The organism is Nocardiopsis suaedae (assembly GCF_027706745.1).
Lineage (GTDB): Bacteria > Actinomycetota > Actinomycetes > Streptosporangiales > Streptosporangiaceae > Nocardiopsis_A > Nocardiopsis_A suaedae.
On the sequence record NZ_JAQFWP010000004.1, the window covers coordinates 136805 to 156219 of the forward strand.

At 74.0% G+C, this 19415-nt stretch carries 20 protein-coding genes; 12 read left to right on the forward strand and 8 right to left on the reverse strand.

Going from position 1 to position 19415, the window contains the following annotated elements:
• Positions 1–15: 15 nt before the first annotated feature.
• Positions 16–648: a TetR/AcrR family transcriptional regulator gene (locus O4U47_RS03880; RefSeq protein WP_408638919.1), complete on the forward strand. Its 633-nt coding sequence runs from the start codon at positions 16–18 to the stop codon at positions 646–648.
• On the opposite strand, the gene O4U47_RS03885 is transcribed toward O4U47_RS03880, so the two are convergent.
• The 3 genes from O4U47_RS03885 to O4U47_RS03895 form a co-directional block, all read right to left on the reverse strand.
• Positions 626–1432, reverse strand: coding sequence for a polyphosphate polymerase domain-containing protein (locus O4U47_RS03885; RefSeq protein ID WP_270676129.1), 807 nt, complete (start codon positions 1430–1432; stop codon positions 626–628). The genes O4U47_RS03880 and O4U47_RS03885 overlap by 23 nt on opposite strands.
• On the reverse strand, positions 1429–2055 hold the full coding sequence (locus O4U47_RS03890) for a DUF4956 domain-containing protein (RefSeq protein WP_270676130.1): 627 nt from the start codon (positions 2053–2055) through the stop codon (positions 1429–1431). Before O4U47_RS03890 ends, O4U47_RS03885 begins: the two co-directional genes overlap by 4 nt.
• Before the next feature lie 133 nt (positions 2056–2188).
• Positions 2189–2941 carry a TetR family transcriptional regulator gene (locus O4U47_RS03895; RefSeq protein WP_270676131.1) on the reverse strand — a complete coding sequence of 251 codons (753 nt, stop codon included), beginning with the start codon at positions 2939–2941 and terminating at the stop codon, positions 2189–2191.
• Positions 2942–3042: 101 nt separating this feature from the next.
• On the opposite strand from O4U47_RS03895, the gene O4U47_RS03900 reads away from it, so the two are divergent.
• The 9 genes from O4U47_RS03900 to O4U47_RS03940 all read left to right on the forward strand — a co-directional run bounded on the left by O4U47_RS03900 (position 3043) and on the right by O4U47_RS03940 (position 11313).
• On the forward strand, positions 3043–3996 hold the full coding sequence (locus O4U47_RS03900; RefSeq protein ID WP_270676132.1) for a hypothetical protein: 954 nt from the start codon (positions 3043–3045) through the stop codon (positions 3994–3996).
• Positions 3993–4361 carry a GntR family transcriptional regulator gene (locus tag O4U47_RS03905; protein WP_408638920.1) on the forward strand — a complete coding sequence of 123 codons (369 nt, stop codon included), beginning with the start codon at positions 3993–3995 and terminating at the stop codon, positions 4359–4361. The genes O4U47_RS03900 and O4U47_RS03905 overlap by 4 nt, the downstream gene beginning before the upstream one ends.
• Positions 4362–4517: 156 nt before the next feature.
• Positions 4518–5294 carry a hypothetical protein gene (locus tag O4U47_RS03910; RefSeq protein WP_270676133.1) on the forward strand — a complete coding sequence of 259 codons (777 nt, stop codon included), beginning with the start codon at positions 4518–4520 and terminating at the stop codon, positions 5292–5294.
• Complete coding sequence (locus O4U47_RS03915) at positions 5291–6142, forward strand: hypothetical protein (protein ID WP_270676134.1); 852 nt, start codon at positions 5291–5293, stop codon at positions 6140–6142. Before O4U47_RS03910 ends, O4U47_RS03915 begins: the two co-directional genes overlap by 4 nt.
• Positions 6139–6798 (forward strand): histidine phosphatase family protein, encoded by a 660-nt coding sequence (locus O4U47_RS03920; RefSeq protein WP_270676135.1) that lies wholly within the window; start codon positions 6139–6141, stop codon positions 6796–6798. Before O4U47_RS03915 ends, O4U47_RS03920 begins: the two co-directional genes overlap by 4 nt.
• Before the next feature lie 67 nt (positions 6799–6865).
• Positions 6866–7045, forward strand: a complete 180-nt coding sequence (locus O4U47_RS03925) for a hypothetical protein (protein WP_270676136.1) — start codon at positions 6866–6868, stop codon at positions 7043–7045.
• Between the two features lie 62 nt (positions 7046–7107).
• On the forward strand, positions 7108–8571 hold the full coding sequence (locus O4U47_RS03930; RefSeq protein WP_270676137.1) for a phenylacetate--CoA ligase family protein: 1464 nt from the start codon (positions 7108–7110) through the stop codon (positions 8569–8571).
• Between the two features lie 108 nt (positions 8572–8679).
• Positions 8680–10701: an NADPH-dependent 2,4-dienoyl-CoA reductase gene (locus O4U47_RS03935; protein ID WP_270676138.1), complete on the forward strand. Its 2022-nt coding sequence runs from the start codon at positions 8680–8682 to the stop codon at positions 10699–10701.
• A gap of 42 nt (positions 10702–10743) precedes the next feature.
• A complete protein-coding gene (locus O4U47_RS03940; RefSeq protein ID WP_270676139.1) occupies positions 10744–11313 on the forward strand; it encodes a PadR family transcriptional regulator in 570 nt (189 codons plus the stop codon).
• A 72-nt stretch (positions 11314–11385) separates the two neighbouring features.
• Here the strand turns inward: O4U47_RS03940 and O4U47_RS03945 are convergent, their stop codons facing one another.
• The 3 genes from O4U47_RS03945 to O4U47_RS03955 all read right to left on the reverse strand — a co-directional run bounded on the left by O4U47_RS03945 (position 11386) and on the right by O4U47_RS03955 (position 14117).
• Positions 11386–12213 (reverse strand): aldo/keto reductase, encoded by an 828-nt coding sequence (locus O4U47_RS03945; protein WP_270676140.1) that lies wholly within the window; start codon positions 12211–12213, stop codon positions 11386–11388.
• Between the two features lie 104 nt (positions 12214–12317).
• Entirely contained in the window at positions 12318–13331 is a 1014-nt protein-coding gene (locus O4U47_RS03950; RefSeq protein WP_270676141.1) for an NADP-dependent oxidoreductase, read from the reverse strand.
• 90 nt (positions 13332–13421) lie between these two features.
• Positions 13422–14117, reverse strand: a complete 696-nt coding sequence (locus tag O4U47_RS03955) for a type 1 glutamine amidotransferase domain-containing protein (protein ID WP_270676142.1) — start codon at positions 14115–14117, stop codon at positions 13422–13424.
• A 256-nt stretch (positions 14118–14373) separates the two neighbouring features.
• On the opposite strand from O4U47_RS03955, the gene O4U47_RS03960 reads away from it, so the two are divergent.
• Entirely contained in the window at positions 14374–15132 is a 759-nt protein-coding gene (locus tag O4U47_RS03960) for an IclR family transcriptional regulator (RefSeq protein WP_270676143.1), read from the forward strand.
• Positions 15133–15267: 135 nt separating this feature from the next.
• Positions 15268–15594 carry a putative quinol monooxygenase gene (locus O4U47_RS03965; RefSeq protein ID WP_270676144.1) on the forward strand — a complete coding sequence of 109 codons (327 nt, stop codon included), beginning with the start codon at positions 15268–15270 and terminating at the stop codon, positions 15592–15594.
• A gap of 28 nt (positions 15595–15622) precedes the next feature.
• On the opposite strand, the gene O4U47_RS03970 is transcribed toward O4U47_RS03965, so the two are convergent.
• Positions 15623–17002 carry a DUF2254 domain-containing protein gene (locus O4U47_RS03970; RefSeq protein ID WP_270676145.1) on the reverse strand — a complete coding sequence of 460 codons (1380 nt, stop codon included), beginning with the start codon at positions 17000–17002 and terminating at the stop codon, positions 15623–15625.
• Between the two features lie 55 nt (positions 17003–17057).
• Positions 17058–17999 (reverse strand): sulfite exporter TauE/SafE family protein, encoded by a 942-nt coding sequence (locus O4U47_RS03975; protein WP_270676146.1) that lies wholly within the window; start codon positions 17997–17999, stop codon positions 17058–17060.
• Positions 18000–19415 lie beyond the last annotated feature (1416 nt).

Sequence of the window (19415 nt, forward strand, 5' to 3'; positions counted from 1 at the left end):
AGGCGGAGCGACCCCGTGGGCACCCCTGACGGGTCCGGCCCGGATGCGGCCGAGGAGGACCCGCGCAAGCGGCCGCGCAGGCGCGGCGACGCCCTCAACGCGGCGATCTTCGAAGCGGTCCTGGCCGAGCTGAAGGAGACCGGATACGCGAGGCTCACCATGGAGCGCGTGGCCGAGCGGGCCCGGACCGGCAAGGCGTCGCTGTACCGGCGCTGGCCGAACCGGGCGCGCCTGGTGATGGAGGCGGTCTACCACGTGGTGCCGCGGTACATGGACGCACCCGACACCGGGAGCCTGCGGGGGGACCTGCTGGAGCTGTTCCGGGGCGTCGCCCTCCTGCTGGAGGGGCCGACGGGCGAAGCGATGCGCGGGGTGCTCGGGGAGGTGCTGCACGACCCGGAGGTCGCCGAGCAGATCCGGTCGGCCTCCCGCGGCGAGAGCCTGGCCCAGATCCGCCGCGTGGCCGACCGGGCGGTGGCCAGGGGCGAGGTCCGGGCCGAGGCACTGACTCCGCGGCGCCTGGAGGCGGGGCACGCGGTGATGCGGCACCACTTCCTGTTCCAGGGCACTCCGATCACGGACCGCGTGATCGAAGAGGTGGTGGACGAGGTGGTCCTCCCGTTGTTCACCGCACCGCCGCCGGGCTGAAGGGCGGGTCCGGAGGCGGGGCGTCGGGCCCGAACAGGTCGCGCAGCGTCCGCTTCCACGGGTTGCCGCGCGTACCGGGGTAGAGGCACGCCACCGCCAGGCAGTACTTGCTCACCGGGCGCGGGCGCACGCCCAGGCGGCGGAGTTCGCGGTCGGCCGGGGTGTCGGTCCCCGGCGACTTGGTCTCCGCCAGCACCCACCCGTCGGGCACGGTGACGCGGTCGCCGCCGACCGAGAACACCAGGCGCTCGTCGAGGGTGAGCCGGGCCTGCCCCGACCCCTGCACGAGGGTGCGGCGCCGATAAGAGGTCACGGCCGACGGCACCAGCGCGCGCGGCGGCGCCTGCCCGTACCCCTCGCCGAGCGCCTCGGCGGCGAAGTCCCGCGCCTCCGGGGTGAGTTCGTCGCGGCGGTCGAAGGGGTGGGCAATGCGCTCCTTGAGCGTGGCGCGGCGGCTCCCCTGGAGCTTGACCTCGAAGTGCGCGGTTCCGGTGTCGAGGTAGGCGCGCGTGCGCAGCTTGAACCTGCGGCGGCGCCCCTGCCGGTGCTGCCGGAACGTGAGCAGGTCGGGGGTGTCGAAGTAGGTGGAGGAGTAGGCGCCTCCACGGCGCCCGGCGATCTCCAGCTCCCGCCAGTCCTCCTGATCGGCCAGGCGGCGCTCGAACTCGGCGAACGCCCCACGGGGGATGAGGTACTTGCGGTCGACGCGCGCCTGCAGCCCGGCGCGCTCGACGGCCTCCTCCAGCGTGATCGGCGGGAACGCCGCCGCAAGGGCGGGGCTCACCGGCCGCTCCCGGCCATGGCGGCCTGCCTCCGGGGCGCCTTGCGGCCGCCGCTCCCCCGGTCCGCGCGGGCGGACGCGCCCCGGAAGCGGACGTCGACCACCGTCACGTCGCGGACGTAGTCGACCTCGTTGACGATGGCGGCCAGCACGGGCCGCCCCACGCGGCGCTCGATGTCGGCGCGCAGGGCGTCGTCGTCGCGGTGGACGGTGTCGAGCACCAGCACCCTCCGTTCGGCCCGAGCCGCCTGGCGGGGGTGGTCGGCGACGGCGATGACGGTGATCAGCAGGGCGCTGAGGAGCGCGGCCGCGGCGGGAGAGCCTGCGGCGCCGATGCCGTTGACCAGGCCCAGGGCCAGGGAGATGAAGTAGTAGCCCACCTCGCGCTGGGTGATCTCGCCGGACCGCAGGCGGATGATGGACAGCACGCCGAACAGGCCGAAGCCGACCGCCAGCTCCACCCGCTGGTTCATCAGCAGGACGCAGACCGCGAAGACGCCGATGTTCAGAGCCGTGTAGGCGAAGAGCAGGTCCGAACGGCGGTGGCGGCGGAAGTAGACCGCACCGGCCAGGACGGTGACGGCCGCCAGGTCGGCGGCGAGGGCGAGCGCGATGTTCGCGTTCACAGAGGTCCTCCGAGCGCGGCACCGGGGTCGGGGGAACCGGCGCCGATTCAAGGTTCGGAGGTGTTCATGACGCGTTCATGACCGCGCCATGAGGAGGTCCTCATGAGGGCACCCGCAGGGGCGTGGGGGCGCTCTACGGTGCCTCGCCCTCCGCGGCGTCCACCGGGTGGTCGGAGTGGTCCAAGTGGTTCGGGTGGCTCGCGTGGTCGAGAAGGTAGGAGCGCAGCAGTTCCCGGCACTCGGTGATCAGGTCCGGGTCGCCGCCGGGATCGGTCCGGAAGGCCAGGGACAGCACCGCGTCGGCCGCCTCGACCGCCACGCGGACCCTGCGCTCGGTCTCCGGGTCCGGGGGGCTTCCGGTGGCCGTCAGCCCCATGGCGAGCAGCGTCCCGGACACCCGGTCGTCGCGGCGCCCGGGACCCGACCTCCCCGACGGCGGCCGGGGGGCGCACGCCTCGGGGTCGTATCCGGTGTCGGGGTCGGCGTCCAGCACCCCGAATCCGGGCACGGTACGGCGCAGGTCGACGTAGGTGTCCACGGCCGTCAGGGCCGCCCCCGCCCAGTCGGCGCCCTCGGCGGCGCCCAGGCGCTCGGTCAGGCGGTCGGTGTACAGCTCCATGTTCCGCGCGGCCAGCGCGCGGATCAGGCCGTCCTTGTCGTAGAAGAACTGGTACACCGTGCCGATGGGGATCTCCGCGCGGCGCGCCACTTCGGTCGTGGTCACCGCGGCCGCCCCTTCCTCTTCCAGGAGCGCGGCGCACGCGCGCAACAGCCGCTCGACCCGCTCCATGCTGCGGCGTTGTGCAGGTCGGCGGCGCAACGCGGTGGCGGTCCAGGTCGGCGCGGGGTTCGGGCGCGGGGGAACGTGCCGATCGGTGCGGGACATGTCCCCATTGTGCCCGCAGAAGGGCTCGGGCGCGCTCGCTCCGGGTACACATCGGGAGCTTGTACTGCTACGTTGATACAAGAGCAATACAAGGAGATTCCATGGCCAGCTGGATCGCGCTCGCGGTCGTCTTCCTCAGCGTCTCGCAAACCATCTCGTCCGGCCTGAAACCGCCGGCCGTCAAACCCGTCCGCCGGTTCGCCGCGCGGGCCGGGCTGCCGCCCTCCTACGCCGACGCAGCACTGGCCCGGCGCCTGTACGGCGACGAATCCACCGCCGCCGGGGCCTCGGCCTTCCTCATCCTGGCCACCCTCGCCGTGGGGCTCACCGTCCCCGCGCTGCGTGAGAACGACCAGTGGGCCGTCACCCTCGTCGCCGCCTACCTGCTCGGACGCACCGTGGGCGCCGTGGTCCCCGTGGTGAGGGCCACCGTCGCCCGCGCCGACGACGCCCCTCGTGTCGCCCGCCCCTTCATGCCCTCGGTCACCGACTACGTCTCCCCGCTCGCGCGCTGGGCGGCCCTGGCCTCCGGCCTCCTGCCCGCCGCCTGCGTCGGACTGATCGCGCTCTTCCTGGGCACCGACCTCGTCGACGCCTCACAGGCCAACTGGCCCCTGATGGCCGCCGGTGCCGTGGTCGGCCCGGTGGTGACCGGCGGCGCCGCCGTCCTGGCCGCGCGCTTCACCGCAGCCCCCCGCCGGGCGGCGGCCCCGCACGAGCTCGCCGCCGACGACGCCGTGCGCGCCTACCGGGTCCGCGCCCTGCTGTCCGCCGCGACGGGCGTGAGCGCCATGGCCGCCACGACCGTCATGGGCGCGGCGACGGCGATGCCCACCGGGACCACCGCGCAGAACCCCGCCGGCGTGCTGTTCATGGGCGCCATGTTCGCCGCCGCCCTGGTGTACGCGGCCGCCTCCATCGCCGTCGACCTGGTCGGCAGCGGGCGGCGCTACCGCGCGCGGCTGTGGCCCCAAGGGCTGCCGCAGGGTCCGGCCCCTGAGGGCGGTGCCGACGGCGCGGACCGTGCGGACGGCGCTGACGGCGGTGCCCGGTGATCATCACCGTCGACCCCCGCTCCCACGTCCCCCCGTACGAGCAGGTGCGCGAACAGATCCGCGGGCTCATCGGCTCCGGGGCGCTCCCGGCCGGGCACCGCCTGCCGCCGGTGCGGCGCCTGGCCGCCGACCTGGGGCTGGCCGCCAACACGGTCGCACGCGCCTACCGGGAGCTGGAGCAGGAGGGCCTCCTGGACGGGCGGGGCACGCGCGGGACCTTCGTCGCCGCCACCGCCCCCGCCGACCCGCTGAGCGCGGCCGCCGACGACCTCGTCCGGCGCGCCCGCACCGCGGGCCTCAACCGCGACGACCTGGTCGGGCTCCTCCTCGCCCGCTGGGACGACGAGCGTCCCCGCCCGGGGTGACCTTCTTCCCGGAGACGCCGCACCGTCCGCCCTCTGGAACGGCGCCCCGGCCGGGCCTAATGTCGAGTCCCCTTTCGCTCCCGGGCCGGAGGGGGCGCGGACGCCCCGCGCTCCCCTGGCCGGAGGGCGAGCTCCCCACGGCCCTCTGGAGGGGACATGGCCCTTCCCGCCACGCCGCGGACGTCGCTCGGCACCCCGGTCTACGAGCAGGCGCTCCGTTCGATCGCCGCACTCCCCCTACAGGATTCGGCGCCGGTGCGCCTGGCCAACCTCGACCTGGTGCGGCACCTGGCCGCCCCGGGCCCCGTACTGCGCCTGCTGCGCGAGGTCCTCGACACCCCGCCGCTCCTGGCGCGCATCGCGGGACGCTCGTACCACCACACGAACCACTTCGACAAGATCGTGCTCGCCGACTCGGGGGCGCGCCGCTGCTACCGGCTGACGCTGCACCTGTGGCGGCCGCCGTACAGCACCGAAGAGGCCCTGGACGAGCAGATCCACGACCACCGGTTCAGCTTCTGGTCCTCGGTCCTGACCGGGCGGCTGGACTCGCAGAACTTCGTCCGCGACGCCTCCGGGGACGACTACGGCGAGTACCAGTACATCCCTGAGAAGCGCGGGGAGGCGACGGTCGGCAACTTCTACCGCTCCATGGGGCGCACCCCGCTGCGGGAGACCGCACCGTCCTGCGAGGAGGCCGGGGGCTCCTACCGTCTCGGCTACCACCGCATCCACCGGGTCGTCCTGCCACGCGATGAGATGACCTGCACGCTGGTCCTGCGCGGGCCCCGGCAGAAGAACTTCGCCAGCGTCTTCAGCAACACCGCCACCTATGATCCGACCGCCAACGACATGTTCCCGCCGCATGTCCTGGCCGAGAAATTGGAGGCACTGTGCGCGGAGATCACTCGCACGCGGAAGGCGGACCGGTGAGCGCGCGCGGGGAGGACGGCCCCGGCCTGCGCCTGCCCGAGGACGAGCCCGTCTACGCCCGTACAGGCGGCTTCGCGGTCTTCAACCAGCTCGGCGTGAAGCTCGACTTCCCGGCGTCCATCCCCGACGCCGAGTACTACGACTGGCTCGACGCCGCCAAGGAGGCCATCGGCTCCCTGGTCGAGGGCGCCGAGATCGCCGAGAAGAGCTACGCGCGCACCGAGCCCCGGACCAACACCGGTGTCTACTACGACACCGAGGACCACCGGCTGCTCCGCGACGACATGGTGCTGCGCACCACGTGCAACATCAAGACGCACGCGTTCTGCGCCTTCAAGCTCGGCGCCGACGCCAACGGGGTGCGGCGCGACCACCGCTACTCCTTCGGCGGGGAGGACAAGCGGACCATCCAGCTCCGCCCCGACTCGCCCGAGGCGGTGAACGCGGTCAAGCGGCTGCTGGCGCGCGAGGACATCGACCACCCGGGCGTGCACCTGCGCAAGGCCACCGGCCTTACCGGGGACGACCTGTCCCCGGCAATCCGCCTGCGCCAGGTCCGGCACCCGTTCTTCGTCTGGCTGGACGGGCGCGACGCGCTGCGCTGCACCATGGACCGCGTGCGCGTGGTGGACCTGCGCGCACCGGATCCGGAGGCCACCGAGGCATCCTTCGGCGAGGTGGAGTTCCCCCTGTTCCCGCGCCTCGCGCCGGAGACGGCTCGCGACCCCAGGGTGCCCCGGCTGATGAGCGTCCTCTCCGACCTGCTGCGTGAGCGCTTCGGCGTCGACTACGTCGCCGACTCCAAGTACAGGAGGGCCGCCAAGGCGCTCGGCCTGCACTGGACGTGAGCGGCGCGCGGATCCTGCTGGCCCGGCACGGGCAGTCGCTGTGGCAGCTCACTCCCGGATGCGGCGGCGACAGCGCGCTGTCGTTCCTGGGCCACCGGCAGGCCCTGCTACTGGGGCGCTGGCTCGCCGCCGCTCCGAGGGTCGACGGCGTGCGCAGGCTGCACATCGCCGCCGTCCACACGAGTCCGCTCCAGCGCGCGCGGCAGACGGCCGCCTACCCTGCCGCGCTGCTGGCGCTCGCCCCGACCGTGCAGGAGGACCTGCGCGAGGCCGCGTTCCACGTGGCCGCGCACCTGCCGCCGGGGCCCAGACCGCCCCCGGTCGGGCTGCGCTCCGCCCCGATCGGGGGCGGCACGGCGGGCGAGGACGAGCGCCGCGCGGCCTACGACGGCTTCAAGGAGCAGGCCTGGTCCGCTCTCACCGGGCTGGCCGCGTCCGCAGAGCGCGCGCGGCGCTGCGAGGAGGGCGGGGCGGTGCTGGCGGTCAGCCACGCCGGACTGATCAAGACCCTGCTGCGCCTGGCCGCAGGGAGCGACGCGATCTGCTTCCGCATCTACAACACCGGGCTGTGCGCCCTTGAGTGGCGACGGGACCGCTGGCACCTGGTCCACCTGAACCTATGGGACCACCTGCCGCCGGACCTGCGCACCCGGTGAGGTGCGGGAGGGCCGAAGAGATCGGCACAGGGTCCGCGAGGACCGAACACGGAGAGGACGAGTGATCATGCTGCACGAGATGAACGACCTGGTCACGGTCGCGGAGCGGGCGATCGGCGAGAGCAAGGCCCAGCTCGACTCCGAACAGTCGCGCGCGCTGGCGGCCCAGGTGACCGCCGAGATCGTCGCCGAGGTCTCGGCCGAGCAGTCCGCCAAGGCCATCGAGCAAGGGTTGCTGCGGCGGTGAGCACACCGCAGCGGGGCGGGGGCCGGTCCGGCCTCCGCCCTCCCCCTCACCTCGCCCCTCCCGTGGACGACCCCGCGCTCATGCCCCTCCAGGTGCGCGACCGCCTGGCGCGGATGGGCCGTGTCGACCCCGGCGGCCTGGCCCGCCTGTTCTCCCTCTCCTCACTGGAGGGCGAACTCCCCGCGCGCCTCCTCGACGCCCTGCAGGCGGCCCTCGCCCACCGGACCGTCGCGCATGCCCGCGCCAACGTGCCCTGGTACCGGGACCACCCCGAATACGCCCGGTGGGCGCTGCCCGAGGGCGCGCTGGGACCGGCCATCGAGCTGATGTCCGGGCTCCCCGTCCTGGACCGGGCGGTGGTGGCCGCCACACCCGCGCGCTTCGTCGCCGAGGACGTCACCCTGGGCGCGCTCGGGCACACCTCCGGCAGCACGGGCACCCCGCTCCAGGTGCGCCGGTCGGTGGAGGAGGCCGAGTTCACCTCCGCCTATTTCGCGAGCCTGTCGGAGCCCTTGGCGCGCGGCCACCGGCGCCCCATCTCGCTGAACCTTCCGAACGCCTACCACGGCACGCCGCTGCGGCTCCCGGCGCCGGGGCTGTCCCTGTCCTCGGGCGTCACCGACGACCTCCTGCTGGCCGAGACCGCCCGCGCCCTCACCGCCCGCTACGACCTGCCCGGCTACGGCACGCACGTGGAGTATCTGAGCGGCCTGGTCAACCACGTGCTGCTGCTGACCGGCCACCTGATGGAGCAGGGCACCGATCCGCGCTCGCTGGGGCTGCGCGGGGTGTCGGTCGCCGGAGGGGCGGCGGCGCCGCACTGGCGGCACTTCCTGCACAGGGCCTGGGGGTGCCGGGTGACCGACCGCTTCAGCCTGACCGAGGTCCTCGGCGGCGCCTCGCGCTGCCCCGGGTGCGACCTGTTCCACCTGGACCCGCACGTGTACGGCGAGGTGCTGGAACCGGGGTCGGACGCGCCGGTGACCGAGGGCCCCGGGCGGCTGGTGCTGACCGCCTTCCACCCGTTCGTGCAGATGCAGCCGATGATCCGGTACGACGCCGGGGACCTGGTGATGCGGAGCAAGAACGGGTGCGGGCCCACGCCGGCCTTCGAGTTCCTGGGCAAGCACGGGCGCGCGGTCACCTTGGAGCACCAGGGCCGTCGGCGCTGGCTGCTGTTCCCGGCGGAGCTCAACGCGGTGCTGGCCGAACTGCCCGACGTGCGCGCCGTGGAGTGGGCGTCCCATGTCCGCAGCGTGCGCGACCGGACGCTGGGCGGGCTGCCGTATGCACGCGCCCGGCTCGACGCGTCGTGTCGGCCCCCGGAACTGCGTGTGGAGGTCGAGCTGCGCTACGGACCGCACTTCCACCCCGAACGGGCCGAGGAGGTGGGGTCGCGGGTCGCGGCCCGGCTCCGGGGCTCTGCCGGGACCGCACTGGCCGAGCTGGAGGCCGAGGGCGCGGTGCGGCTGCGGGTCGTCTGCGTGCCGCCGGGGTCGCTGCCCGAGCCCGCCCTGAAGCTCTGAACGCCCGCCGCCCGGCTCCCCTCTTCAGGCGCTCTGATGTATATTCAATTTTCTGAATAGCAACATTGCGACTGAGCTCCGCGCGGGAGCCGACCCAGGAGGCGGCCCATGACCGACTACCCCCACCTCTTCTCCCCCGTCCGGCTGGGCCCCCTGGACCTGCCCAACCGGATGGTCATGGGCTCCATGCACGTGGGGCTGGAGGAGGCCCCCGGCGGCTTCGAGCGGATGGCCGCCTTCTACGCCGAGCGCGCCCGCGGCGGCGTCGGCCTGATCATCACCGGCGGCATCGCCCCCAACGCCGAGGCCCGCCCCTATGAGGGCGGCGCCACCATGACCACCGACGAGGATGCCGAGCGGCACCGCACCGTCACCGACGCCGTGCACGCCGAGGGCGGCCGGATCGCCATGCAGATCCTCCACTTCGGCCGGTACGCCTACCACCCCGAGCTGGTCGCTCCCAGCGCCCTCAAGGCCCCCATCAGCCCCTACACGCCGCGCGCGCTCACCGACGAGGAGGTCGAGCGCACCGTCGACGACTTCGCCCGCGCCGCCGAGCTCGCCCAGCGCGCGGGGTACGACGGCGTGGAGATCATGGGCTCGGAGGGCTACCTCATCAACGAGTTCACCTGCGCCGCGACGAACCGGCGGGAGGACCGGTGGGGCGGTTCGTTCGAGAACCGCACGCGCTTCCCCCTGGAGATCGTGCGGCGGGTGCGGGACCGGGTCGGCGACGGCTTCGCGATCATCTACCGGCTGTCCATGCTCGACCTGGTCCCCGGCGGCTCCACCCTGCCCGAGGTCACCGCGCTGGCCAAGGAGGTCGAGGCCGCCGGGGCCGACATGGTCAACACCGGCATCGGCTGGCACGAGGCGCGCATCCCCACCATCGCCGCCTCGGTCCCGCGCGGCGCCTTCTCCTGGGTCACCAAGGAGCTGATGGGGACCGTCGGGGTGCCGCTGGCCACCGCCAACCGGATCAACACCCCCGAGACCGCCGAGCGCATCCTCGCCGACGGCGAGGCCGACATGGTGTCCCTGGCCCGGCCGCTGCTGGCCGACCCGCACTTCCTCGCCAAGGCCGAGCAGGGCCGCCCGGAGGCCATCAACACCTGCATCGGCTGCAACCAGGCCTGCCTGGACCACACCTTCAGCCTGAAGATCACCTCGTGCCTGGTGAACCCCCGGGCCTGCCACGAGACCGAGCTGGTGCTCGCCCCGACCGCGGCCCCCAAGCGCGTCGCGGTGGTCGGCGCCGGGCCGGCCGGGCTGGCCTTCGCCACCTCGGCCGCCGAGCGCGGGCACCGGGTGGTGCTGTTCGAGGCCTCCGACCGCATCGGCGGCCAGCTCGACGTCGCCCGCCGGGTGCCCGGCAAGGAGGAGTTCGACGAGACCCTCCGGTACTTCCGGGTGCGGCTGGAGGAGCTGGGCGTGGAGGTGCGGCTCGGCGCCGCAGCCACCGCGGACGGGCTCGCCGCCGAGGGGTTCGACGCGGTCGCCGTGGCGACCGGCGTGCTGCCCCGCGTGCCGGAGCTGCCCGGCACGGACCACCCCAGCGTGGTCGGGTATCTGGACGTGCTCCGCGGCACCGCCGAGGTCGGTGAGAAGGTCGCGATCATGGGCGCCGGGGGCATCGGGTTCGACGTCGCCGAGTACCTCACCGACGAGGGCGACGGGGCCGCCCTGGACCCGCAGGCCTTCTTCGGCCGGTGGGGCGTGGACACCGGCTACTCCGGCCGCGGGGCGCTCGGCGAGCCCCACCGCGCCGCACCGCCGCGCAAGGTGCACCTGCTGCAGCGCAAGACCACCAAGGTCGGCAAGGGCCTGGGCACCACCACCGGGTGGATCCACCGCACCGAGCTGCGCGCCCGCGGCGTGGAGATGGTGCCGGGCGTGGCCTACCGGCGCATCGACGACGAGGGCCTGCACATCACCGTGGAGGGGCGCGACGAGGTGCTGGACGTGGACACCGTGGTGCTGTGCACCGGGCAGGAGCCGAACCGGGGCCTGTACGAGGAGCTGCGCGCGGCCGGGAGGGAGCCGCTGCTGCTCGGCGGCGCCGACGTGGCCGCCGAGCTGGACGCCAAGCGCGCCATCGACCAGGGAACGCGCCTGGCGGCCGCGCTGTGAGCGCCCCGGATCGGCCCCTCGCCCCGCTGGTAGGTTGACCGAATGGCTCTGCGAAACGCGGTGATGGCGGCGCTCCTCGAAGGCGAGGCCTCCGGCTACGACCTGGCCAAGCGCTTCGACACCGCGACCGCCGACTTCTGGACCTCCACCCCCCAGCAGCTGTACCGGGAACTGGAGCGCATGGAGGGCGAAGGGCTGATCCGGGCGCGCGTGGTCGAACAGGAGCGGCGCCCCAACAAGCGCGTGTTCTCCCTGACCGAGGAGGGCCGGAGCGCGCTGCACGCGTTCACCCGCCGCCCTGCCAAGCCGACGGCGATCCGCGACGAGATGCTGGTGAAGCTGCAGGCGGTGGACGCCGGGGACGCCGAGGCGGTGCGCACCACGATCATGGAGCGGATGGAGCGCGCGCGGGCCAAGCTGGCGCGCTACGAGCGCATACGCGATCGGCTGCTGGAGGGCCGCTCCGAGGAGGAGTACCTCCGGGAGACCGACCATGTGGGCCCGTACCTGACGCTGATGCGCGGGCGGTACTTCGAGGAGGAGAACCTGCGCTGGGGCGGGGAGGTCCTGGCGATCCTCGACGCGCGCGCGGCCCGGCGCACCTCGCGTTGATCTCGGGAGAAAGGACGCCAAAACCGCGGTTTTAGGGGCGCTTTTCCCGAGATCAACGACAAGGGGGCGGGCTCAGCCCAGGAAGTTCATCTGGTCGGGGTCCGGGCCCAGGCGGGCGCCGGTGTCCAGACCGTCGACGCGCCGCACCTCGTCCTCGGAGAGCTCGAAGTCGAAGACGTCGATGTTCTCCTTGATCCGGGCCGGCGTCACCGACTTGGGGATGACGACGTTGCCCGACTGCAGGTGCCACCGCAGCACCACCTGCGCCGGGGACTTGCCGTGCGCCGCGCCGATCTCGGCGAGGACGGGCTCCTGGAGCAGGTCCTTGCCCTGCCCCAGGGGGCTCCAGGCCTCGGTCCTGATCCCGTGCTCGGCGTCCAGCCCGCGCATCCGCTTCTGGGCCAGGCGCGGGTGCAGCTCGATCTGGTTGACCGCGGGGACGACGTCGGCCTCGGACAGCAGGCGGCCCAGGGTCTTCTCACTGAAGTTGGAGACGCCGATGGCCTTGGCCCGCCCCTCGGCGTGCAGCCGCTCCATCGCCTTCCAGGACTCGACGTACTTGTCCTGCTCGGGTACCGGCCAGTGGATCAGGTACAGGTCCACGTACTCCAGGCCCAGCCGATCCAGGCTGGCGTCGAACGCGCGCAGCGCCTCGTCGAAGCCCTGGTCGGAGTTCCACAGCTTGGTGGTGACGAACAGCTCCGAGCGCGCGATGCCCGACTCGCGCAGCGCGCGGCCGGTGCCGGTCTCGTTCTCGTACACGCGCGCGGTGTCGATGCTCCGGTAGCCCGCGTCCAGGGCCGCGGCCACGGCGGTGGTCGCGTCCTCGTCGGGCACCTGCCAGACGCCGAATCCGAGCTGCGGCATGGCCGCACCGGTGTTGAGCGTCACGTCGATCATTCGCTGACCTGCTCTCTGACTGGTCTCGCGGTTTGCTTGCCTCTTCCGGTCCGCTCCGGACGGTTCCGGGACAGCGCTTCCCTGCGGCGGGAGGACCGTTCCGGTCAGTCCGAGGCGAGACGGATGAGCATCTTGCCGGTATTGGCGCCCTTGAGCATCCCGATGAAGGCGTCCACGGCGTTGTCGATGCCCTCGACCACCGTCTCCTCATAGGGAAGGGTGCCTTCGGACAACCAGCGCGCGGCCAGCCCCGCGTATTCCCGGCCCAGGTTCATGTGGTCGGTCACGATGAACCCGCGCAGGGTGAGGCGCTTGCCGATGGCCAGCACCAGGTTGTCCGGGCCCGGGACCGGCTCGGTGGCGTTGTACTGGGAGATCGCCCCGCACATCGCGACCCGGCCGCCGACGCGCAGCTGCGCCAGGGCGGCGCGCAGGTGGTCCCCGCCGACGTTGTCGAAGTAGACGTCGATGCCCTTGGGCGCGGCCTCCTTCAGGTCCTCTTCGAGGCGGCCCGCCTTGTAGTCCACGGCGGCGTCGTAGCCGAACTCCTCGGTCAGGCGCCGCGCCTTCTCCGGGCCCCCGGCCGAGCCGATGACGCGGGAGGCACCGTGGTGCTTGGCGATGCGGGCGGCGACCGAGCCGACCGCCCCGGCGGCGCCGGACACGAACACCACGTCGCCCTCGCGCACCGGGGCGACCTCGGTCAGTCCCGCATAGGCGGTCAGCCCGGTCATGCCGAGCGCACCGAGGTAGGCCTGGGCGGGCGCCAGGGAGGTGTCGACCGCGTCGGCCCCGGCGGCGTCCAGCACCGCGTACTCCCGCCAGCCGAGGCCGTGGCGGACCACGGTGCCCTCGGGGACCTCGGGCGCGTTCGAAACCACGACCGTGCCGACGGCGGCGCCGTCCATGGGCGCGTCGAGCGCGAACGGCGGAACGTAGCTCTTCACGTCGTTCATGCGGCCGCGCATGTACGGATCGACGCTGAACCAGTCGTTGCGGACGAGGACCTGGCCGGGGCCCGGGTCGGGCACCTCGGTCTCCACCAGGGAGAAGTCGGCCGGGGCGGGCTCCCCGACGGGACGCTTCACGAGGCGGACTTCGCGGCCTTCGGTCGGCATGGGGCTCCTTCTTCTTCAGGGACGGGATCGGTCGGTGGGGGGCGGTCGGTGGGAGCGGTCGGCGGGGGGCGGTCGGCGGGGGGGCGGCCCTCAGCCGAGCCGGGACAGCACCTCGCGGGCGAGGGGCTCGGAGGAGGCGGGGTTCTGGCCGGTCACCAGGTTCCGGTCGGCCACCACGTTGGGCCGCCACGGCTCGCCCTCGACGAACTCCGCGCCCAGGGCGGTCAGCCGGTCCTGGAGCAACCAGCGGGCCTTGTCGGCGAGCCCGGCCTGGCCCTCCTCGGTGTTGGTGAAGCCGGTGAGCCGGTACCCGGCGAACGGGGAGCCGCCGTCGGCGCCCTCGGTGGCCAGCAGCGCGGCCGGGGCATGGCAGACGACCGCCAGCGGGCGGCCCGAGGCCAGCGCGTCGGTCAGGACGCGGGCGGAGTCGGCGCTTTCCGCCAGGTCCTCCATCGGTCCGTGGCCGCCGGGGTAGAACACGGCGTCGTAGTCGGCGGCGGAGACGTCCTCCAGCGCGACCGGCGCGTGCAGCTCGGAAGCGGCCTCCAGCGCCGACGCGGCCGCGTCGGCGCCCTCCTGGCCGCCGTTGGCCTCCGGGGCGAGGCTGCCCTTGTCGACCGGCGGCACGACGCCGCCGGGCGTGGCCACCGTGACCGCGTGCCCGGCGGCGGTGAACGCCTTGTAGGGCGCCAGGAACTCCTCGGCCCAGAAGCCGGTCGGGTGCAGGGTGCCGTCGGCCAGCGTCCAGTGGTCGGACCCGGTCATGACGAAGAGAATGCGGGCCATCGGTGTCGTCCCCCTCAGTGCGCACGGCGCCGCCACGCCGTCATGGCGGCGGCGCCTACGACCGTAGTCCTGCGGCGTCATGGCGGACCAATAGGAAAACCACTGGCAGGTATCGGCTTTCCAATGGGTTCCGGGACGCTGCGGACGGCGCGGCGAAGGGTGTGTCGGGGCCCACTCCCCCGCCCTTCATACGCTGGGGAGGCGGGCCGGCACAAGGACCCGCGGCAGACCGGCGGGCGACGGCGGGGAGGGGACCATGGCGGCGTCGGACGGACCGCGCTCGGTGGAGCGGGCCCTGGACCTCCTCGACGCCGTGGCCGAGGGCGCCGGGCCCGTGTCGGCCAAGGCGCTGGCCCGCCGGGTGGACTGCTCGCTGTCCACCGTCTACCACCTGCTCGGTCCGCTGACCGAGCGCGGCCACGTGGTCCGCACCGCGCGCGGATACGCGCTCGGGCACCGCGTCCCCCACCTGCACCGGGCCTACGGGCGCCAGGTGCGCACCGCCGCCGCCATGCGCGAGGTGCTCCCGGCCGTGCGCCGCGCCACCGGCGCCGAGGCCTACTTCACCGTGTTCCGGGGCGGGGAGATCTCCGTCGTCGACAGCACCGCACCGCCCGGGGACGGAGGCGACCCGTTCGTCGTGGAGTGCGAGCGCCGGGCGCACGCCACCGCGCACGGCAAAGCGCTGCTGGCCGCCGTGCCCCGCGCGGCGCGCACCCGCTATCTGGACCGGCACGGGCTGCCACGCCTGACCGCGCGCACCATCACGGCGCGGAAGGAGTTCGAGGCCGAACTGGCGCGGGTGCGGCGCACCGGGCTGGCGGTGTCGGTGGGGGAGGCCGACGACGCGCTGTCCTGCCTGGCCGTGCCGCTGGGCGCGCCCCTCGGCGGGGCGGACGGCGCGGGCGCCGAGGCGCAGGCGCTGTCGGTCTCCCTGCCCACGCGGGAGTACGGGGACCGGCACCCGCGCGTCGCGGAGGTCCTGCAGCGGGCGGCGGAGCGCTTCGCCGATTGAGCTTCGCCGCCTGAACTTCGCCGCCGGTGTGCGGAGATTCCGGCACCGCTGGAATCCGGGACGGCGGTGGTCGCGCCGGCCGGGCCGCCACGGGCACGATGGCCGCGACCGATCCCGTCACACCAGGAGGCAGCCATGATCTTCATCGCGGTGAAGTTCCCCGTCCGCCCCGAGCTGGTGGAGGAGTGGCCCGAGCGCGTCGCCGCGTTCACCGAGGCCACCCGCGCCGAGCCGGGCAACGTCTTCTTCGAGTGGTCCCGCAGCCTGGACGAGCCGGACACCTACGTCCTGCTGGAGGGCTTCGCCGACGCCGAGGCGGGCAAGGCGCACGTGGAGTCCGACCATTTCAAGGCCGGGCTGGAGGCGATGTCCGGGGCGATCGCGGCCACGCCGAGCATCATCAACGTGGACGCGCCCGTCGACGGCTGGGGCGAGATGGCCGAGCTGTCCCCGCAGGGCTGAGGCGCCCCGTCCCTTTCCGGGGCCGGGCTCAGCCGCCGAGGCCCTGGTGGTCCGCGGTCTGCGCGAACTCCACCAGGCCCTCGGGCATGCTGCGCGCACAGACGCGGCGCAGCTCCCCGCGCGCACGGTGGAGCGCGGGCCGCCTGGCTTCGGGGACGTGCGCCTCGATGTCGTCCAGCGCCGCGGCGAGCCGCCGGGTGACCTGCGGCTGGCCGCTGCTGAACAGGACCAGTTCGGTGAAGGCGAGCTCCACCAGCGGTTCCCACTGCGGGAGCGGGACGACCGCGCGCACGCGGCCCCCGCGGTCGCGCACCACCCGCTCCCCTTGGGGCACCTGTGCGAACTCCTCGACGAGGAGTTGCAGGCGGTCGATGCACTGGACGGCCGTGGTGGGGTCGTTCACGCCCGGGGACAGCGCGCGGACGCCGATGTCGACGAGCTGGCGGACGCCGAAGGCCGGGTCCTGGAAGGTGGACCGCTCGGCGCCGGTGCGCACGGCCTTGGCGACCCGGTCCAGGCGCTCCGGAGGCCGCGGGGAGCGGACTTCGAGCACGGGGCTGCCCGTGGCCACGTAGTCCCCGGCCTCCCGCAGCACGCGGACGAAGGCGTCGTTCTTCACGGCCCAGCGCAGCAGGCGCGCGGTGTCCACACGGACCAGGACGCCCGAGTCGGAACGCGAGCGCACGGTGCGGACGTGCCCGTCCCCGCCGCCTTCTCCGAGCGGGGCCACCGCGGCCTTCCTGGGCGGAGGGACCGTGTCGCGGGGCAGCGCGCGGATCTGCCGGAGTGTCTCCCGGCCCACGCGGTCCAGCACCGTCGTCGGCCGCATCATCTTGACGGTGCCGTCGACGAAGTACACGAACGCCACCAGGCTCGCCCCGACGAGCAGCATCGCCACGGCCGTGGAGGACACCGGGACGAAGGGCGTTCCGGTGTCGTCATCGGCCAGTAGGCCCCCGGCGTAGCGGACCACCAGCGTGAAGACGAACGTGCCCAGGAAGACCGCCAGGGTCAGCTTGGCCAGCCACCCGCGGGTGAACATGTAGAGCACGCGCGGGGTGAGCTGGCCGGTGGCCATCTGCAGGGCCACCAGGGTGATGCTGAAGACCACGCCCAGGACGGTGAGGGTGGCCGGGCCCGCGGTGCCGAGCACCGCGTTGGCGCTGTCGGTCAGCGTCTGCAGGGTGGTGCTCAGCTCGTCCTGGGCGCCGGACTCGGCGACCAGCCACGACAGCGCCATGTCGAGCAGGATGGTGAAGACGGCCAGGGCCACGGCCGCCGCCATGCCCAGCAGCGGCACGACCACGAAGGACTCGCGGATCCGTTCGGCGCGCTCGCGCCGCGCCGGGTCGCGGGCGCCCCCGCCCGCGTCCCCGTCGGGCTCGCCCCATGGGACCCCCTCGGCCACCGCAGCCTCCTCGCGCGCCTGTCCGGTGGCCTCCTTCGCCTTTCCGGTGGCCTCCTCACGCTAGCGGCCCGACCTGGTCGGACTCCGCATCCCCGGCGGCGCGGGCGTGCCGCCCGGCCGCCCGCTCGGCCCTGCGCCCGGCCAGGTGGGCGCGGACCGACCAGGCGACCGCCGCCGCCCACACCGCCCAGACGAGTCCGTAGACGGCCGCCTCCCCGGCGCCGCCGAGGGCGGGCACCGCGCCGGTGCCGAGCAGGGTGCGGGTGTTGGTGAGGACGATCAGGCCGCCGACCGCCGAGCCGAGGACCCGCGGCGGGACGTGCCGCACGATCCAGGCGGCGAGCGGCGCGGCGAGCACGCCACCGGCGAGCAGGACGGCCGCCCAGGCGAGGTCGACCCCCGCGGTGCCCAGGCCGAGCAGGAACCCGGCGCTCGCGGCGACGGTCACCAGGAACTCGGCGGTGTCGACGGAGCCGATGACCTTGCGCGGCTCGATGCGGCCCGAGGCCAGCAGGGCGGGGGTGCCCACCGGCCCCCACCCGCCGCCCCCGGTCGCGTCGACGAAGCCGCCGACCAGCCCGAGCGGGGCCAGGAAGCGGGTGCGCAGCGGGGCGGCCGGGCGCGGCCGGGCACCGCGCAGGGTGAAACGGACCAGGACGTAGGTGCCCAGCGCGAGCAGGATGCCCGCCATGACGGGGGCGGCGGCCTCGGTGGACAGGCGGCTCAGGAAGGTCGCCCCGGCGAAGGCGCCGACCGCGCCGGGCAGCGCGATGCGCCGCACCACCGGCCAGTCGACGTTGCCGAGCCGCCAGTGGGCGGCGCCGGAGGCCAGCGTCGTGCCGATCTCGGCCAGGTGCACGGTGGCCGAGGCGGAGGCCGGATTGGCCCCCACGACGAGCAGCAGCGTGGTGGAGGTGACGCCATAGGCCATGCCGAGGGCGCCGTCGACGAGTTGGGCCAGGAATCCGACGATCCCGAGGAGGACGAGCGTGCGCATGGGGCCTTCCGGGCGGGAGGGCGTGGAGGAAGGGGGCGGTGGGCCCGCACCCCCACCGCCCCTCGTCCGGGCTCCGCGCGGCCCGGCCGTGGTCCAACGGTGCGCCCGCTAACCGTTTTTGTCAACCGGAAAAGTAGGAAATAGGCGATGACCTGCGGATCCATACAGAAGGCCTCGAGCGGCACCCCTCTCGCCCCCCGGGCGCCGTCTCACCTGCGCCCTGGTGGTGTGCGCACCCACCCCGCTGACGGCCCCCGGTCGGGCGCCGGGTCGCCGGGGTGCCGGGGTGGAGGGCGGCGACGACGAAGGCGGGTGGGCCTACCTGGTGCGTTGCCCGCCGCCCGGCGCGCGGATGGTCACCGTATTTGGCGGCGACGGCGAGAGCGGGGCGACTCCCCGGGCCTGCCTGCCGGGCGCCGGGTTCCTCGCGGTCCGGGTGGTCGGCGGCTCGGCTGGTTCCCCACTGACGGACCCTGCCCGGGCGGCGGGTCGCCGGAGTGCCAGGTAGATGGCGGCAACGACGAAGGGCAGCGGCCCTACCTGCAACGTTGTCGGCCGCCGGGTGTGTGCGTGGTCACCGTATTTGGCGGCGACGGCGAGAGCGGGGCGGCTCCCCGGGCCTGCTTGCCGGGCGCCGGGTTCCTCGCGGTGCAGGTGGGAAGGGCGGCTCGGCCGGTGCCCCGCTGACGGACCCTGGCCGGGCACCGGGTTCCTCGCGCCCCGGGAAGGCGGCGCCGTGGTGGGCGGGGGCTCGCCCGCCTGCGGCGGGGCGAACGGGCGCCGTATTCCGGGCATTCCGGGCGCGGGGCGGGTTGTCGGGCATCGAGTGTGCACAAGAGTGCACTCCGGGCGCGTGGGAGTGGTCGAAAGCGCACACTCGTTGCCCCGGGGCGCGTTGAACGCGCGATAGGGGAACCTCGATGCCGGACACTCCGGGCATACCGGGCGTGGCAGGGAGGGTTCGGCGATCCCGCGTGGCGGATTCGCCGCGCGACCACGCTGAAAGCGTCTCTTTCGCCGCGCGGGAGGGCCCCGGGCCGCGCGCGGCGTCCGGAAGGCGGCTTCCGGTCGAGCCGCTACCTGTCAAGTGTCCGGTTTGCCCGGCCCTCGGGGCATGGAGGCCCCTCCCTCGCCCTGTTCGACGCCCGGGGCGGACACGCGGGCGTCGGGGGTGCGCGGTCATCGTGATTCCAGAACACGTTCTGCCTCCAGGAGGGCCCCAATCGGCACGGTGGTGCCGTTTGCCACCCACGTTGTCACTACGGGTAGCCGATATCGGCCCGGAGCGGCCCCCGAGCGCCCGGCGGGAGCGACCAGGTGCCCCCGGGCCCGCCCCGACGCCTGAGGTGGATACCCCAAAGGGACATGAACCGGGCATTCCGTTTCCAGAACGTGTTCTGGAATCGCCGACTTCGC